The sequence below is a fragment of the Streptomyces sp. NPDC041784 genome (assembly GCF_055591025.1).
Genome location: NZ_JBVJAB010000054.1, coordinates 1 through 14,990 on the forward strand (window position 1 = coordinate 1; position 14,990 = coordinate 14,990).

At 66.9% G+C, this 14,990-nt stretch carries 16 protein-coding genes and 1 pseudogene; 5 read left to right on the forward strand and 12 right to left on the reverse strand.

Features of this window, described 5'->3' with window-relative positions; all coding sequences use genetic code 11:
* Position 1 precedes the first annotated feature (1 nt).
* A pseudogene (locus ACZ6D7_RS45340) lies at positions 2-746 on the reverse strand (transposase).
* 480 nt (positions 747-1,226) lie between these two features.
* Entirely contained in the window at positions 1,227-1,598 is a 372-nt protein-coding gene (locus tag ACZ6D7_RS45345) for a restriction system modified-DNA reader domain-containing protein (protein ID WP_373463576.1), read from the reverse strand.
* A gap of 320 nt (positions 1,599-1,918) precedes the next feature.
* Here ACZ6D7_RS45345 and ACZ6D7_RS45350 point away from each other — a divergent pair, with 320 nt between their 5' ends.
* A complete protein-coding gene (locus ACZ6D7_RS45350; protein WP_469504307.1) occupies positions 1,919-2,650 on the forward strand; it encodes a DUF4839 domain-containing protein in 732 nt (243 codons plus the stop codon).
* Between the two features lie 65 nt (positions 2,651-2,715).
* On the opposite strand, the gene ACZ6D7_RS45355 is transcribed toward ACZ6D7_RS45350, so the two are convergent.
* A complete protein-coding gene (locus ACZ6D7_RS45355) occupies positions 2,716-2,928 on the reverse strand; it encodes a hypothetical protein (RefSeq protein ID WP_469504309.1) in 213 nt (70 codons plus the stop codon).
* 243 nt (positions 2,929-3,171) lie between these two features.
* Between ACZ6D7_RS45355 and ACZ6D7_RS45360 the strand changes: the two genes are divergently transcribed.
* Positions 3,172-3,327, forward strand: coding sequence for a hypothetical protein (locus ACZ6D7_RS45360; RefSeq protein WP_469504311.1), 156 nt, complete (start codon positions 3,172-3,174; stop codon positions 3,325-3,327).
* Between the two features lie 202 nt (positions 3,328-3,529).
* Here ACZ6D7_RS45360 and ACZ6D7_RS45365 read toward each other — a convergent pair whose 3' ends face one another.
* From ACZ6D7_RS45365 to ACZ6D7_RS45385, 5 genes are all read right to left on the reverse strand, one after another.
* Positions 3,530-4,657: a LuxR C-terminal-related transcriptional regulator gene (locus ACZ6D7_RS45365; RefSeq protein WP_469504314.1), complete on the reverse strand. Its 1,128-nt coding sequence runs from the start codon at positions 4,655-4,657 to the stop codon at positions 3,530-3,532.
* A gap of 483 nt (positions 4,658-5,140) precedes the next feature.
* A complete protein-coding gene (locus ACZ6D7_RS45370; RefSeq protein ID WP_469504316.1) occupies positions 5,141-5,386 on the reverse strand; it encodes a hypothetical protein in 246 nt (81 codons plus the stop codon).
* A gap of 86 nt (positions 5,387-5,472) precedes the next feature.
* Positions 5,473-5,775: a DUF6262 family protein gene (locus ACZ6D7_RS45375; protein WP_469504319.1), complete on the reverse strand. Its 303-nt coding sequence runs from the start codon at positions 5,773-5,775 to the stop codon at positions 5,473-5,475.
* Positions 5,772-8,393 carry a tyrosine-type recombinase/integrase gene (locus ACZ6D7_RS45380; RefSeq protein ID WP_469504323.1) on the reverse strand — a complete coding sequence of 874 codons (2,622 nt, stop codon included), beginning with the start codon at positions 8,391-8,393 and terminating at the stop codon, positions 5,772-5,774. Before ACZ6D7_RS45380 ends, ACZ6D7_RS45375 begins: the two co-directional genes overlap by 4 nt.
* Positions 8,390-9,568, reverse strand: a complete 1,179-nt coding sequence (locus ACZ6D7_RS45385) for a tyrosine-type recombinase/integrase (protein WP_469504326.1) — start codon at positions 9,566-9,568, stop codon at positions 8,390-8,392. The genes ACZ6D7_RS45380 and ACZ6D7_RS45385 overlap by 4 nt, the downstream gene beginning before the upstream one ends.
* A 184-nt stretch (positions 9,569-9,752) precedes the next feature.
* Between ACZ6D7_RS45385 and ACZ6D7_RS45390 the strand changes: the two genes are divergently transcribed.
* Genes ACZ6D7_RS45390 through ACZ6D7_RS45400 form a run of 3 tightly spaced genes read left to right on the forward strand, consistent with a single transcriptional unit; the run spans position 9,753 to position 11,883 of the window.
* On the forward strand, positions 9,753-10,511 hold the full coding sequence (locus ACZ6D7_RS45390) for a DUF6192 family protein (RefSeq protein ID WP_469504329.1): 759 nt from the start codon (positions 9,753-9,755) through the stop codon (positions 10,509-10,511).
* Positions 10,512-10,513: 2 nt separating this feature from the next.
* Positions 10,514-10,924: a hypothetical protein gene (locus ACZ6D7_RS45395; RefSeq protein WP_469504331.1), complete on the forward strand. Its 411-nt coding sequence runs from the start codon at positions 10,514-10,516 to the stop codon at positions 10,922-10,924.
* 29 nt (positions 10,925-10,953) lie between these two features.
* Positions 10,954-11,883, forward strand: coding sequence for an IS5 family transposase (locus ACZ6D7_RS45400; protein ID WP_469504375.1), 930 nt, complete (start codon positions 10,954-10,956; stop codon positions 11,881-11,883).
* A gap of 410 nt (positions 11,884-12,293) precedes the next feature.
* On the opposite strand, the gene ACZ6D7_RS45405 is transcribed toward ACZ6D7_RS45400, so the two are convergent.
* The 4 genes from ACZ6D7_RS45405 to ACZ6D7_RS45420 form a co-directional block, all read right to left on the reverse strand.
* Positions 12,294-13,388, reverse strand: a complete 1,095-nt coding sequence (locus tag ACZ6D7_RS45405) for a pentapeptide repeat-containing protein (RefSeq protein ID WP_469504334.1) — start codon at positions 13,386-13,388, stop codon at positions 12,294-12,296.
* Positions 13,389-13,567: 179 nt separating this feature from the next.
* On the reverse strand, positions 13,568-13,735 hold the full coding sequence (locus ACZ6D7_RS45410) for a hypothetical protein (protein ID WP_469504337.1): 168 nt from the start codon (positions 13,733-13,735) through the stop codon (positions 13,568-13,570).
* A 91-nt stretch (positions 13,736-13,826) separates the two neighbouring features.
* Positions 13,827-14,384, reverse strand: coding sequence for a hypothetical protein (locus ACZ6D7_RS45415; protein ID WP_469504339.1), 558 nt, complete (start codon positions 14,382-14,384; stop codon positions 13,827-13,829).
* A 196-nt stretch (positions 14,385-14,580) separates the two neighbouring features.
* The gene (locus ACZ6D7_RS45420; RefSeq protein WP_469504342.1) at positions 14,581-14,751 is read right to left on the reverse strand and encodes a hypothetical protein; all 171 of its coding nucleotides are present in this window, start codon (positions 14,749-14,751) and stop codon (positions 14,581-14,583) included.
* Between the last annotated feature and the right edge of the window lie 239 nt (positions 14,752-14,990).

The following is a 14,990-nucleotide window of genomic DNA, read 5'->3' on the forward strand; positions in this document are numbered from 1 at the left end:
TTCAGCCTTGACGCTCCAGGGTGAGGATGGCTTTGGCGATTGACGTCATGCGGTTCGGACTGCATCGGGACCTGCGGAAGATCCGCCAGGATTTCAAGCGGGCGACGCCGCGTTCGACCGGTGCCCGTGCCGCGGCCAGGGCCCGGTTGACGGTCTTCTCGGTGGGGGTGAGTTCCTGCAGGGGCCTGCGTTTGATGCCCGTGGTCAGCCAGGGGCCGCCGCCCTGGTAGGCGAGATCGGCCAGGATGGGAACGCCCTGGCGCTCGCAGATGCGGATGATCCGGTGGGTGCGGGCGGCGGTCAGGTCGTGGGCGCGGCCCGGCAGCGCGGGTGAGAGCCACACGGCCGTCCGGATCGGTGACCACCTGTACGTTCACTCCGTGCCGGCGGTGCTTGTGGGAGTAGTCCGCGCGTGAGTCGCCGACCCGGTCGCACTCGGCGAGGGTCCCGTCCAGCAGGACGAAGTCGGGGTCGGCCTCGCGCAGGGCCTTCAGTAGACCTGGCGCACGTTGGGCGAGCAGGTCGGTGACTGCGTTGGTGTAGGCGTGGGCGGTGGACTCGCTGATCCCGAACCCGGCAGCGATCTTTGCCAAGGTTGTGTGCTCACGTAGGTACACCAGTGCCACCATCGCGCGCTGGGACGGGCGGAGCTTGCAGCGTCGGTCGCCCTCACGGGTGACGATGAGCATGGTGACCCACTCCACGAGCGCATGTGGCAGGTCGAGTGCGGCAGGATAGATGACCAACGAGGGCCCTGAGCAGCGTGGTTGAGACGTCAGACATCTCGATCAACTGTCCGGGGGCCTCGCTCGTTGCGCTTGTCGGGTGTCACCTGATCGGGGCCCGGCTCGAAGAAGCTCATTGGAGTCAATCTGGGCGATCTTGTCATCGGTGGCCGCGAGGCTGACGGTCAGTTGCTCGACGTCGCCCAGCCATCCTTCGCGTTCGGCTTCGGCGATCCTGGCGTGGAGGTTCTCGCGGATCTCTTCCAGGCGGGGGCGTTCGCCTGGTCCCACGATCAGTACCGGGCATCGAACACATGCTTATCCGAACTTGTCCAGCGAGACCGGTGATGCACGTAGCTGGTGGCCGGTCACAGAGCGTGGTGCGCAAAAAGCCCAGACGCAGAAAGCCATCGGGCGTGTCGCGACGCGGAAATTGACTCCGTAGTTGGTTGGGGCGTGCGACACCAGGCGTCTCCTCACGCCCCAACCTCGTTCACGTTCCTATTGCGCTCGGCGAAGGGAGCCGATGATCACGCCGTCACGCTCCCGCCTCCATGCAGTCCAGCCATCAGCCTGGGATCCTGCCGCGGCCACGGCTGCTCCTGAGGGAGTTCGATAGGGCTTACCTTCGAACGACAGCCAGCCGTTCGGCAGCACCGTCGCCTTGTGTCGCACTCCGAGACGAGGGCGGGACCAATAGAGCACCTCGCCGGCCTTCAGGTCGCCGGACTCAATCATGGGCGAGAGCCCTCCCGGAGCTGTCTGCGTCGCGGGGCTGGTCGCACCTCCCTCCGGACTGATGTCGATGTGCAAGTCATCTCCGACCGTCCTGGTCTCCACGGTGACGCCGGGAATAGCGATACGGATGATCACGCTCAAAAGAACCTCCCAGTCTTGTTCATCTTGCTCTTCTGAGATCTTAGCTGGGTGTGGGTTGTCCTTGCAACGGGCTTTGAGTAACGGGTAGTTCTAACTATTGGGGAGTGATGGTCACCGGCGTCGGCCCGGCATGCCAAGGTGGACACTCGATTTCCGTCCAGTGAGGTCGCGCATGGCGGCGAGCTTCTGCTTGGCGCCGACGAGGCTGGCCTCGATCGCGGCGACCTCGCCGGGCCATCCCTGGTTCCTCGCGAAGTCTCCTATGCTCGCGAGGCAGTTGGTATGAACAGTTCATTTAGGGGGCGCGGAGCCGCATGGCCGACGAGATCAAGTACGAGTACAAGACCGTGCAGACTGTTCGCGGCACCGACGGCTTGGTGATCTCGAAGATGCAGAAGGACGGCTGGGAGCTCGTGGAACAGGCCCAGGGCATGCTGCGCTCCACCCTCAACTTCCGCCGGCCGAAGAAGCCCCTGCCGCGACTCTTGATCGGCACCGCGGTCGGCGGCCTCGTGATCCTGGCCATCGTCATCGGCGTAGCCGCGGCACTCGAGGACGGAGGTGAGAAGAAGGACGAGTCGAACAAGCCGACGGCGGTCACTGCGAGCGCAGAGCGCTCCGCCACGTCGACTCCGACCACGCCCGGGTCGGCTGCCGCTGAGGTGATCACGCCTCAGAACAACCGGGAGTTCGCGGCGCTGCTGAAGACGCCGGACTCCTGCGACAGCGCGAACCCGGACTTCGCGACCAAGTACAAGGGCAAGACGGTCGCCTTCGACGGCTCGATCGTGCACATGGCACCCCACGGTGACTACGACACCCGCTACGACTTCCTCCTGGGCCCAGGCGACAAGGGACCGAACACGGGGATCGGCCCGGCCTTCAAGTACGAGGGCGTCAACATCCTCGACCTGAAACTGACCGGCACGGAGATCCCCGCCACCGTCCGCGCGGGCGATAAGTTCCGCTTCGTCGCCGAGGTGGGCGAATTCAACGCGAAGCAGTGCCTCTTCTTCCTCGACCCGGCCTCGACGGAAATCCGGTAGTCAAGATGGGCAGCCGCGTCATCACGGATCAGCGTGCCCGGCTTGCGCGGCCGTATCTGTCACAGCTACGGAGTAATGCGACCAACGCTGCTGCGGATGTCGGGCATGCCGAGGTGGACGGTGGACGGCTGGGCCGCACGGTCGCGCATGGCCTCCAGTTTCTGGGCGGCGGCGGCCAGAGTCGTCTCGATCGCGGCGACCTCGCCGAACCAGCCATGGTCCCTGGCCTCCTGGAGCCGGTCGATGAGGTTGGCGTGGATCTCCTGGAGGCGTGGCATCTGGGCCGGGTCCACGAGAAGTAGGGGGCACTGTGTCAGAACCGGTGATCGGTGACGTTCTGCTACTGGTGTACCGATCGGTGACTCCGGGGGCTGCGGTCGCAACAGGGGCTGGAATCGGCCATGTTGGCTCCGTATCTGGTGATGTTGGCGGTGCGAGGTGGAGTCTGGCCACAACGCCGGGCCGGGGTTCCGCAGCCGACGCAGGACGCCGACGCTTCGGCCCGCGCCGGGTGGTGCGCCATGGCCCCAATGGTGGAGATGGTCGGGAAGGTCACGCGAAGCCGTTACGACGAGCTGGTGGTCGAATCTCTGGACATGGTGGAGGAGGACACCCGCTGCCAGTTCTCGCTCGGGGACGCCGCCCTTGAGATCTTTACTGACCGCAGGAGTTCATGAACCGGCTCTGAACTGCGACGATTCGTAGACTACATGTCCGTGACGGCGGGTTGGGGCGGTTGCTGTAGCTCGTCTGGGTGGCCACGTCGGATGAACGTCCAGCGCTTGGGACCTTCGACTGGCCGGAGGGGGGCCGTCCATGGCTGGCGCTGATGCTTTTCCTTCCGACACCGTTGGCCTGACACTGCGGCCAAGCGGAGCGTCAGATCCCCCCGCGCAACGACGCCAGTGCCATGAGTACTCGCCTGTTGTATGCGCTATCGACAGGGAAATCGAGCTTCATGGCGATCTGTCGGATATGAGTTTCGACAGTCTGGCGACTCATGTGTAGTCGTTCCGCGATGCCGTGATCGGACAGACCCTCGGCTATCAAGCCGAGGATCTCACTCTCCCTGCTGGTTAGCAGATTGCGGTACGGAGAAGGCAACTGCCATAGCCGCGTGGTGCCGTCATGGCTTGCGGTGGCGAGCAGTTGCCCATCAGGAGAGAACGCCACAGACACCACGGCGTCGCTGTGGCCGGTCAGCGGTTCGCCGACTGGCGTTGCCGTGGTCGGATTCCAAAGTCGCACTGTGGCGTCCCTGCTTGCGCTGGCAAGCAGGCGCCCCTGAGGCGAGAACGCCAGCGCCACCACGGTGCCTGTGTGCCCGGTCAGCGGATCACCGACAGGCGTATGCGTTGCCAGGTCCCACAGCCGGATGGTGGCATCGTGGCCGCCGGTGGCGAGCAGCCGGCCATCAGGAGAGAAGGCCACCGCCCACACAGGGCCGCTATGACCGGTAAGAGGCTCCGCCGCCGAGGCACCGGTGGAAGAGTCCCACAGCCGGGCGGTGGCGTCTATGCTGGAGGTCGCGATCTGACGGCTGTCCGGAGAAAACGCCACCGAGACCACAGCGTCCCTGTGACCAGCAATTAGGTCTTCAGCCGCCCCCCACTCATTGTTGTCGCTGGCTGCGGGTTGGACGTTTACTTGAACCGGCTCGTCAAGGCTCATCGGTCCCGGCTGAACGATCGAGGCAGACGAGTCAGAGACGGCTTTCCCAACAGACTCGCTCTCCTCAGCGCGCCTGGCGACGACCCACAAGCGCTTGAACTCAGCAACGTCACCCCCCAGGGCCTCGACGACCAGCTCCAGTTGTCCGAATCGGGGCACCTTTGCGCACTTTAGTACCGTATTCACCGTAGTGTGACTGATCGTTTTGCCGGTCTGGCGGGAGATCGTCCGGGTACTGGGCTCGCCCGCGTGCAGGTGCAGATTCTGCAGATGCTGCCGGAGCTCGGCCAGAGCGCGACCGTCTGCTGGATCCGGGGTGGAGTGAGAGACCGTCATAGTGGATTGAGCATGCCGAGACTGTCAGCAGTTGTAAAGCGAAGGACATGACGCCGGGTTGTCGTGCGAGGGACAGCGTGGCAGCGAATGTCATGTTTCATGGAAAACATGGCGGGATCCGTCACGTCTTGCCAGCAGCGGTAAACGAGCCAAAAGCGTGGGTCACGGTAGAAGTCCGATCGCTCACCGCGAGCGACGCAACAGCAAATAGCACGCCATCGCCGACCTGAGTGTCGGGGTGCGCTATGTGACTTCGGTCGGAAGGACGAATACCGTCGTGATGCTCGGCTCAGGATCTGCATTGCTTCTCATTGCCGTCCTCATCACCAATTTGGCACTGGTGTACGTGTACTCGACCAATCCCATCCGTCGCCGCCGCGCATGGCGACTACTTCGGCTCTTCCTCCGTCAGTAGCCCTACCTTGACGACTCTGCGAAGGAACTACCTGCGACGGCCCGTCGTAACTGCGGCAAAGTCCTGCTTCATTTCCTCGGCCTCCCGACAGACCCTGGAGCGGGCAGGCAGGAGCACGTCGCCGATTCCGGGTCGGCGAGGCGGGCTTCGAGGTCGGCAATGCGCCGGTCCTGGAAACGAAGGTTGGAACGGGCAGCCTTGAGCCGCTCCTCGAGGGTGCGGTTGTCGGTGGCGAGCTGGCGGACCCGCTGTTTGAGGGTGGCGTTCTCGGTGGTGATCCGCTGGATCGTCTCCTCGGTCCATTCGGTCTCCAAGTCGCGGATCTGGCCCAAGAGTTCGCCGATGCGTTCCCGCTGGGCGAGGATCTCGGCGTGGGCGGCCTTGATGGTGTTCTCGGCGTTCAGTGCGCGCTCGCGCCAGGTTGCCCGCGCTCGTCGTCCTGGGGGTCGGCGAGGATCCGGGTCCGGTGTTCGCCGGCCTCGGTCATTGCTGAGGCGACGGCGGCTCTGGCCTCGGAGTTGTCGTAGAGGAAGGTGCGGGAGACTCCCGCGCGACGGGCAACGGCGGCAACGCTGATCTGGGCCTTCTCGCGGCGGAGCCTGGCGACGGCCTCGTGGACGCGTCTGACGGCCGCCGTGGTGCTGCGGCGGCGGGCAGCCAGAGCGGCGGCCGTGCGTGGTTCGGGAACGGTGCTGGCGTTCATGCGTATGTCTCTTGGTCGTCGGTGGTGTCCTCGTCGCCGTACGTGTTCTCCACGGTATCTACCGCGTCGGCGAGGTCTGTGGCCCGGAAGGCGGTGGACCACATGCGGTGGAAGTAGTCCTGGGGTCTGCGCAGGTCGAGGGCGAGGGCGTCCTCCAGGAGGCCGAGGCCAGCCAGGGCATTCTCCAGGCCGTCGATGGCGCGGGCTGTGGGCTCGAAGACTTGGTGCAGGTAGTCGGCGGTGGTGTCGTCCGGTGCCCGCTCTGCGATCGACATCCACTGTTCCCGCTTGCGTCGCCAGTAGAGCAGGTCGGCGCCCGACATCACGAACTTCTCGCAGCTGTGGCAGTTCAGGCTCCAGGGGCAGGCGCCGCCGTCGACCACGGGCTGGAAGGTGCAGTAGCCGCCCTCGGCGGGGGTGCTGCGGCGGGTGAGGTCCAGGGCCAGGGCCTCGGCCTGGCGCCGGTCGAGGGGGGTGGCTCCGGTGGATAGGGCCTCGCCGGGACGGGCGGCTCCAGGTCCGGCCACCCAGATGTGCTGCAGCACATCCTCGATCTCGGAGACGGCGACCTTCGCGTAGTGCTCGGCCATGCGCGTCGAGACGTGCCCGAGGAACCGCTTGATGTGATGCAGACCGGCCCCGTTGGCGAGGAGCTTGGTCGCCAAAGTATGACGGGCCTGGTGGGTGACGCAGGAACCGAGGTCCAGTTCGGACACCCAGTCGTGGAACGCAGCTCCATACCATCCGTAGCTGACGGACCGTTCGAAGCCGGGATTGTGCTTCGTGGCGGGGAACAGGGCCATTCGGGCCCGCTCCTGATGGGTCGGCCGTCGGCCGAATCTGCCTTCGAAGCGTGCCAGGGTGAGGCTCTGGCGTTCACGAATGCGCTGGTAGGTGGGGTCCGGGATGCGGACGGCCTGGTCGTAGTTGCCGACCTTGGTCTGGTCGTGCCAGAGCATGGGCAGCTTGTTGTAGCGGCCGACGCAGTCGAGCCTCAGCTTGAGTACTTCACCGGCTCTGCGGCCGGTGACGATGATCGTCTCCCAGATGGCACGCAGCCCTCGGTCGCCGGGGTCGTAGGAGTCAGCGAACCGCTGGAGGTTGTCCTCGGCGGCGAGGGCCCGAGCCACTTCGTCGGTGAACGGACTTCGGGTGCGGTGGGTTCCGGTGCCCATGGGCGGGAAGCCGGTGACGAACTCCCTGTCCAGGCCGATCCGGTCCCCTTCGCCTGACTCCAGCGCCCACCGCATGATGCGGCGAGCCTGGCTGAAGACGAAGTGCAGGGTCGTGTCGGTGACGGTGGTGGGCTTGCCCGTCCGCAGGCGCACCACCAGCGACGGCAGGTTGTTGCGGGCCCGGTGACGCTGGTCGGCCAGGAAGCGGTGCGCGTGTTCGGCCCGCAGAAGTGCTGGATCATGGCCGCCGTCCTCGGCACCGAGTTCCAGGTAGGCGCTCAGCTCCAAACAGGCGCGTCGCATGTCGTTGTAGGGCGCCCTGGTGCGGGGGCTGCCAGGGGTTCGCAAGAGGTTCGCGAGGTAGTCCCAGAGCAGGTCACGAAGCCAGCGCTGGGACACCCCGGATAGGTCGTAATGGCTGTGCATGCCGCGGATGCCGGTGCCGAAGTGATCAAGTTCGAGGTAGCCGGCCTCGCGGGTCTCGGACGGCGTCACGTAGACCGATCGCAGGCCCTGCAGCATCTCCCGGGCCAGGACCCGCGACCGGGTGGAGCAGAGTTCCAGGTCGAGGTCGATCAGCGAGTCCAGTTGCCGGCAGGTGTTGACCAGGCCCTGCACGGCGACCGGAGTCCAGCGGGTGCGGGGGTTGTGCTGGAGATGCGTGAACAGCCCCCACTGGATCTCCGCCCGCAGGAGTGGGTTCAGACCGAGCAGGTTGACCTCGCCGACTCGGAGCACGGGATCGGTTGTGCGGCACCACTCGCGAAACGCGTGCTCGTCCTCGTAGTGCACGACCGGGAACGCCGGATTCGGCTCGTCCAAGTGGTACCAGTTCTTCGGCAGCTCGGCTCCGCCGGGCCGCCCGGCCCGCGTGTAGCGCTGATCGTGATTGGGACACAGCCCCAGCGGGGAGAGTGCGCCGTCGTGGCAGCAGGCCACCACACAGGTGCCGAAACCCGGGTAGGGGACCTCCTCGCTCAGCCACCCGTCGAGGTCGAACGAGACGCCCCGGGTGCGTGCCCGGGCCGTGGCACGGCGCCAGCGGTGATCGTGCCGAGCGCAGAAGCGGTGCTTGTGACCCAGGGCTACTCGCTCGCAGCAGGTGACCCGGCAAAGGCCTGTGAAGGCGGACGTGACCTGCGGAAGCGGCGTGGCCGTGCGCAAGAAGACAGCTCGGTCCGCCTCATCGCCGCCCTGCGCGGACCACTCCTGACGGTGGGTGTTGCAGAGATCGCTGGTGCCGTGCACGGAACGCTCGCAGTCCGGAACCCGGCATCCCCAGCCGAAGGCTGCATGCTCGGGCGGAACCTTGATGACCTCGCTCCGCAGCAGCGGGTCGAAACCCGGCCCTTCGATCAGCGCTGTCAGGATCTCCAGCCGGTCGCGGAACTCCCGCCCATCCCGCGTGGCAAGCAGCCGCAGTCCACCGTGAGCTTCCGTCATCCCTGATCACCCCAGACCTTGCGCAGCGCGGCGTCGAAGTCCGGATCGTGGATGTCGACATGCCCGTAGATCTCGTCGGGTGTGCTGGTGGAGGCCCAGCCACCCGCGTCCCGGGTGATCAGGAGGTTGCCGCGGGCGGCGTCGAGGACCGCGGAGGCGAACTCGTGCCGGAATGCATGGGGGTTCACCTTGCCCAGGCCGGCGCGGGCCGCGGCCCGGCCGAGCATCCGGCGGGCGCCGACGGTGGCCCACGGCTGGCCCTGCTGCGAGCCATGAAGCTGAACGAGCAGCATCCCGTGGTCCGGCCGCTTCGGGTACTCGCCGGTCATGTACTCAAAGTAGGTGTGGATCATGTTCGGGCTGACGCGCTTGATCAGCCCGCCGGTGACCACATCGTTCTCCATGGACCAGGGGTACTTGGTCTTCGCCCGGGCGCGGTTCGGATTCGCACCGCGATGGCAGACGTGGACGTGCGGGGCCCTGCACTCCCCGCAGGCTGCCCTTTCACGGAGGTGCAGGTCAACGAGGTGCAGGCCGCACAACTCGCCGATACGGAAGCCGCCGTCGGCCAGCCAGCTGACGAGCATGCGGTCCCGGGCCGAGTGGGCCTCGGCCAGCAGCCGGTCCTTCGCGCCCTCCGGGAGCATCTTCGGATGCCGACGCCGCACCCTCCGCGGCGCCAGCGGGTTCGCCGGCAGACCACGGACGGCGTGTCCGAGAAGCGCACGGTCGCGGTCGGCCCGGCTCGGCAGCCGGGATACATTCAGGGCCGAGCCCAGGTCCGGGTTGACGCCCAGCGATGCCATCTGCAGGTAGAAGCCCTTCAAACAGGCCGCCGCCGTCGACAGCGCCGCCTGCCCGTACGGCCGCTTCCCCAGACGCCACGGCTCACCAAGTGGCAGCCGGACCTCCGCCCCAACGAGGCCCATGTACCGCTCCAGATCCCGCAGCATCACTGCGCTGAAGCCGAGGCACTCCCGCTCCAACCAGCGCAGATGATCCACCAGCAAGTACGCGTACGTCCGCTGCGTGCCCGAGCCCTCGTACCCCCGCAGGAACCGGTCCGCCTCCTTGTAGACCGAGCCCTCGGGCCACACGATCGTCCACGACCGCTGCCCGTCCTTCCGGTCGATCCGCTGGACCCTCAAGTCCCCGATGACCACGTGCCGTACCACTTGTCCTCCGTACCGACTCCGGAACATGACGTACGTCCCGGATCCCGGTCGGAAAACGAGCCCGTGACGTCCACGTCACAGGCCCGGACGGACAACACGAACAGCACAATCTGCGGTCGGTAAAGAGCTGGAGCCGCTGCGCGGGCACGGCGGTCACCTGCCGCTCGACGAGGGTGACCAGGGTGTGGAGGAGTCGCTGCGGCTGTTCGCCGAGGAGCTCGGTCTGTCCTTCTACACCGTCCGTACGCACCGGTGGGTGGCCGCGCAGTGGCCCGCCGAGCACCGGCAGACGGGGGTCTCCTACGAGGTGCACCGGATCCTGGCCTCCGCGCCGGACCGGTTCGAGCTGATCGGGAACCCTCCGCTGAGCGAGCGCACCGGCCGGCGTCGGTGGAGTGCGGAGGTGGCGAAGAAGGTGGTGGGCTGGAAGACCGAAGAGATCCAGGTCCCGGTCACCACCGAGGAGAAGGTCGAGGCGATCCGTGAACTGGCGCGCGATGACGAGGCGGTGGCGGCGCAGGTGGCCACCGACTTCCTGCGCCGGCCGGAGGTGGCGTTCAAGGCCATGCGCGATGCCGAGGCCCGGGAGAACGTGAACGAGGCCCAGTTCGAGCAGGCCGGGCTCGACGGTGACGAGTTCGACGAGGAGTACGCGGATGCCTTCGCCGAGGAGGGCGAGCGGTTCGACGACCCGGCCCGCATCGTCCACAGCTGGCGGAAGTCGATGGAGTTCAATGACTTGATTGCCGTCTGCCAGGGGTTCATCGCCGGGGCCGCTCGGCTGGTCCCGAAGCTGCGGGGGCACGAGTTCACCGACGCCCAGACGAAGGTGTTGGAAAACCACTTGGAGAAGCTCCGCGCGGCCGACTGGATCGAGACCGCGGCCGCGACCGGGCAGGTCGACCTCGACGAACAGCTCGCTCAGCTGCTGCGGGGCCAGTAGTCATGGGGGCGGGTCTGCCCGCCCACGTCCACGGCCAGGCGGTACGCAAGGCCCTGCAGGAGGCACAGCCGGCGGGTCTGTCGCCCCCCCAGTTGTGCCGGGCGACCAAGCGCACACCGTCGCAGGTCTGGGCGGGCCTGAGGTTCCTGCGGAAGGTCGCGGTCAAGGAAGGTCTCCCGCCGGTGACCTACAGCAGACGGGACGGCTTTCAGATGTCGGAGGAGAGCGGGGTCTGGATCTCCTACGAGCGGGCGGTCTTCCAGGCGGAACTTCACCGGGTCACCAACTTCATCACCGGGATCATCGCCCCGCACGCCAGGAAAATCCCGGACGACGAATGGATCCGCCTGGTCCTGGACCAGCTCGGCGGCGTCAAGGCCACCCTGGAAGTCCTCACCCGCATGGAACGCTGATGACCACGAACGAGACCCGGCCGTCGGCCGTGCGTGAGCGGTGCTACCCCAGTGACACCACGGACGCCGAATGGGCCGTCCTCGAACCGCTGCTGCCCGTCCCGGCCTGCGAGTTGCCCACGGGCGGGCGCCCGGAGAAACATCCGCGCCGCAACGTCGTCGATGCCATCCGCTACGTCAACGACAATGGCTGCAAGTGGAGGTCCGTTCCCGTCGACTTCGGGATCCCCTGGCGCACGGTCTACGGATTCTTTCAACGGTGGCGGGCAAGTGGGGACCTGGCCCGCATCCACGCCGAGCTGCACCAACTGGTCCGCCTTCACGACGGCCTCAATCCCAACACCGTCGCGGTCATCCTGGACTCCCAGTCGGTCAAGGGCGCCGAGACAGTGGGCCAGGACACCCGCGGCTTCGACGGCGGAAAATTGATCAACGGCAGGAAGAGACACCTGGCCGTCGACATGCGCGGCATGGCGCTGGCCGTCATGGTCACCAAGGCCTCGCCGCACGACAGCATCCCCGCCCGTGACCAGCTGTTCCGCCTGCGCCTGACCCATCCCGAACTCACCGTCGCCTGGGCGGACTCCGCCTACGGCGGAACCCTCGTCGACTGGTCCCACTCCTTCCTCGGCATCACCCTCAAGACGGTGCCCCGCCGCAAGGACCAGGACGGCTTCGCCGTCCTCGCCAAAAGGTGGCGAGTCGAGCGGGCCATCTCGTGGATCATGAGAGCCCGCAGAAACGTGCGGGACTACGAAAGGCTCATCTCCCACAGCGAGGCCCACATCACCTGGACCTTCATCACCCTCATGGTCCGCCGCCTCACCCGCCCTCCCCGGCCACCACGGACCTCACCGCACCCCGTCGAACCGGTGAAGGTGGCCGGCAAGCCCAAGCCGATACGTCTCCGGCGGATTCAGCCGCAGACGGTCCGGCTGGCCCCCATCGCCCTGCGCTGACCTCGGGCAGGCCTCTCTCACAGCGGCCACGGGTCCGGGGGCGGACTGGACTCCACGACCTGGTCCAGGACGCGGTCCCGTAACTGTCCCGCGAGCCCGTCAATCGCGTTGACCAAGGCGATGAGGACATCGGCTGGCTCTCCCGAGTTGACTGCCGCTTCGGCATCTTCCAGGAGCTGGAGAGCATCGCTGCACAGTTCCTCCCGGGCGGAGCGTTCCTCCGGGCTGGAACCGACCAGCTCGTCGGGTGCAAGAACAGCGGCGACGCCCTCCAACTGGGGGTGCAGGTAAGAACCGTGTCACCAGCCGCAAGCGAGCGGTCAGGCCTTGTGACTGCGGGGATGCTGACCCGCAGGGGCGAATGTCGGCCAGACGATCACTTCGACGCTTACTCACGCCCTTCCCGGTGCCTACGAACCAGAGAGGAGCCAATTCGGGGGAAGGCTGACTGACGGTGGAACAGGAGTGCCGACGGCATCGAGGAGCCCAATGGGAGCTGGCCCGAGCTCTCCATCGAAGTCGACCACGCCGCCGGAGAACGCCGCACCGTTGAAGACCAGCGCGCCGCCGGAGATCACCACACCGAAGAAGGACACCGTGCCGCCGGAGAACGCCGCATCGTTGAAGGGCACCGTGCCGCCGGAGAACGTCGCGTCGGTGAAGGACACGTCGCCGCCGGAGAACGTCGCACGGCCGAAGGACACGATGCCGCCGGAGAACGTCGCCCTGTTGAAGTACACGTCGCCGCCGGAGAATGTCGCACCGGCGAAGGACACGATGCCGCCGGAGAATGTCGCACCGGCGAAGGACACGATGCCGCCGGAGAACGTCGCACCGCCGAAGTCCATCTCGCCGTCGATGGTGACGCTGCTGAGGTCGAGGTCGCAGCCTTGCCAGGAGCGGTGGGTTCCCCGGGGACGTCGGTAGTGGTCGCCGATGAGGCGCAGGATGGTGTGGCGGACCTTGCGGAAGGCCAGGTACTGGTGGTGTTCGGCCTGGTGGGCGGGGTCGTCGCCCGGGTCGGGAGTGAAGGGGAGCTGGAGGTAGGCGCACAGGACATCGATGCACGTCTGGCGCAGGCTGTCGTCGGGGGCGTCGTCGGCGAGGCCCGTCAGAGCGTGGACGCCCCCGAGCCGGACAGCGGGAGAGTCCGAGCCGAGCTTGTCGACGGCCTGGGAGAACCGCTCGGTGTGGAGCCGGGTGGCATCACGGTGCGCGCCAGCCTCGTCGACGCGCTGGCGGCGGTAGGCGACCACCAGGGCGACGAGCGCACCGGCTCCGGCGACCACGCCGAAGGAGAGTTTCACCAGGTCGAACAGCGTGCTCGCGTCGAGCTTCGCGGTGCTATCGATCTCCTGGAAGTCCAGCAGGACGACCAGGCCGTAGAAGACACTGCCCGCTGCCAGGACTGCCGCGGCGAAGGTGACCGTCAGGGCCCGGCCGACCTTCCACAGGCGCAGCTCCCGGTCGTGCAGGGCGGGTCGCGGTCGTCGCGTGTCTGTCATGAGGAGAAAGACCAGGCACGGCGACCTACGGTTGCGGTGCGCTTGGGAGATCAGAGCACCGACAACCAGTCCGAGCCTCGATTGCCACAGGAGCACGGCTCCCTGTTCAACGAGACGAGCCCAATGGTGGGCAGGAAGCCGCCGTTTGCGGCTGGTGACGATCCTGCTGGCTTATCCACTCACGCGGTGAGGGAGATGCCGGGGTCGGCAAGCTGGCTAACGCGGATGCGGTCGAGGGGATGAGCTCCGCCAGGCACGGAATAGGCCAGCAGGATCTTCACCGGCCGCAAACGGCGGTGATCAGTCCTCTGGCCTAGAGGGTCGGGGCAGTTCTGGTGGTCGAACATGCCCGCAACGGGACCGGCCGCCGACCCGGGGAGGGCCGGCGGCAGACGGAAGGGGATGCGCTTAGGAAGACTCCGACGAGGCGGTAGCAAGTCAGTAGGCGCCGGAGTCGTGGTAGCTGGTAGTTGCGGTGAGCCCAGAGGTCTGACCGACCGCCCGGACGCGGATGGTGCCGCTGTCCCTGATGGCGCGTAGGACGCTCCAATCGATCCTCCCGGCGTCATCGGCCCGCCGCGGACCGTACTTAGTCTCACCGCTCCTGTCGGGCCAGGTGTAGTACAGGTCGACCAGCTCGCCGGGCGCGAACCCGCTGCCATATACGCCGCAGCTCGCCCCATCGCTGCACGGCAGTCCGTCTGGAACGAGCTGGGCCGGGCCGACCGGGGGCGTGGGGCTGCTGCTGCTCTTGCCCGGCCTGGTGGTTATGCCGCCGTTGTTGCCGCTGTTCCCCGAACTGGCCTTGCCCGGGCCGGTCTCGGTGTCGGACCCGGAGGTCGACCCCGAGCCGCCGCCGCTTCCGCTGCGGCCGTCGGCGGAGCCCGAACCGGCACCCGAGTCCTGCCACGGTAGAGCGAAAGTGCCGTTGTGCACGGTGGTGAAGGCGAGAACGGCAAGCAGCAAAACCGCGAGAAAAGCCAGGAAGTTCTTCACGACGGTTCCTTCCGGGTGAGCGACCTGGTGGCCCTGGACGTTCCGGAAGGCCGTCGGATCTCGGAGCTGGAGCGGTTGCGCCGGCCGCCGACGCGGACGACAGGCACGGGCGTGGCAAAGGCCCTGGATGCCGTGCGTCCCCTACCAGATCGCTCACACCCGTCCAACGGCCCAGAACCCAAACCGTTTCTGATCATTAGCGGTTCTGGACGTCCGTCCACACGTTCTGGGCGAATGTCCAGAGGTCGGCGCGCAGTTCAGGGTTCTGCACGAGGACGGCGGCGACCGCGACGAGGAGCAGGAGCTTCAGCAGGCCGCCGAGACCGGAACCGGAGCGGCCCCCGTTGCGGCCGCGGCTACGGCGCATGGCGTCCAGGTGGTCGTTCGCCTGCCGCCTGACGGAGTCATTGAAGGCTTGCTGGCCCGCTTGCTGAGCAGGGTCGGGAAACATCGTCGGCCACCCCCGGAGTCGGACGTCCATGTGCACGTGTCCACGCGTCCGGTCGGGCACAGGGATGCCCACGGACGAGATCTGTTACGGAAGGCTGACGCCCCCGTGATCCGCGTGACGGAGAGGAAATGGTCCCGCAGGCGCACCCGCCGCCG

Bases quoted from the DNA above. Each gene is read 5' to 3' on its own strand.
- ACZ6D7_RS45375 (WP_469504319.1), bottom strand. From the start codon at position 5,775: ATGAACGCCAGCACCGTTCCCGAACCACGCACGGCCGCCGCTCTGGCT.
- ACZ6D7_RS45420 (WP_469504342.1), bottom strand. From the start codon at position 14,751: ATGCGCCGTAGCCGCGGCCGCAACGGGGGCCGCTCCGGTTCCGGTCTC.
- ACZ6D7_RS45355 (WP_469504309.1), bottom strand. From the start codon at position 2,928: ATGCCACGCCTCCAGGAGATCCACGCCAACCTCATCGACCGGCTCCAG.
- ACZ6D7_RS45405 (WP_469504334.1), bottom strand. From the start codon at position 13,388: ATGACAGACACGCGACGACCGCGACCCGCCCTGCACGACCGGGAGCTG.
- ACZ6D7_RS45350 (WP_469504307.1), top strand. From the start codon at position 1,919: ATGGCCGACGAGATCAAGTACGAGTACAAGACCGTGCAGACTGTTCGC.
- ACZ6D7_RS45410 (WP_469504337.1), bottom strand. From the start codon at position 13,735: ATGTTCGACCACCAGAACTGCCCCGACCCTCTAGGCCAGAGGACTGAT.
- ACZ6D7_RS45395 (WP_469504331.1), top strand. From the start codon at position 10,514: ATGGGGGCGGGTCTGCCCGCCCACGTCCACGGCCAGGCGGTACGCAAG.
- ACZ6D7_RS45360 (WP_469504311.1), top strand. From the start codon at position 3,172: ATGGCCCCAATGGTGGAGATGGTCGGGAAGGTCACGCGAAGCCGTTAC.
- ACZ6D7_RS45365 (WP_469504314.1), bottom strand. From the start codon at position 4,657: ATGACGGTCTCTCACTCCACCCCGGATCCAGCAGACGGTCGCGCTCTG.
- ACZ6D7_RS45380 (WP_469504323.1), bottom strand. From the start codon at position 8,393: ATGACGGAAGCTCACGGTGGACTGCGGCTGCTTGCCACGCGGGATGGG.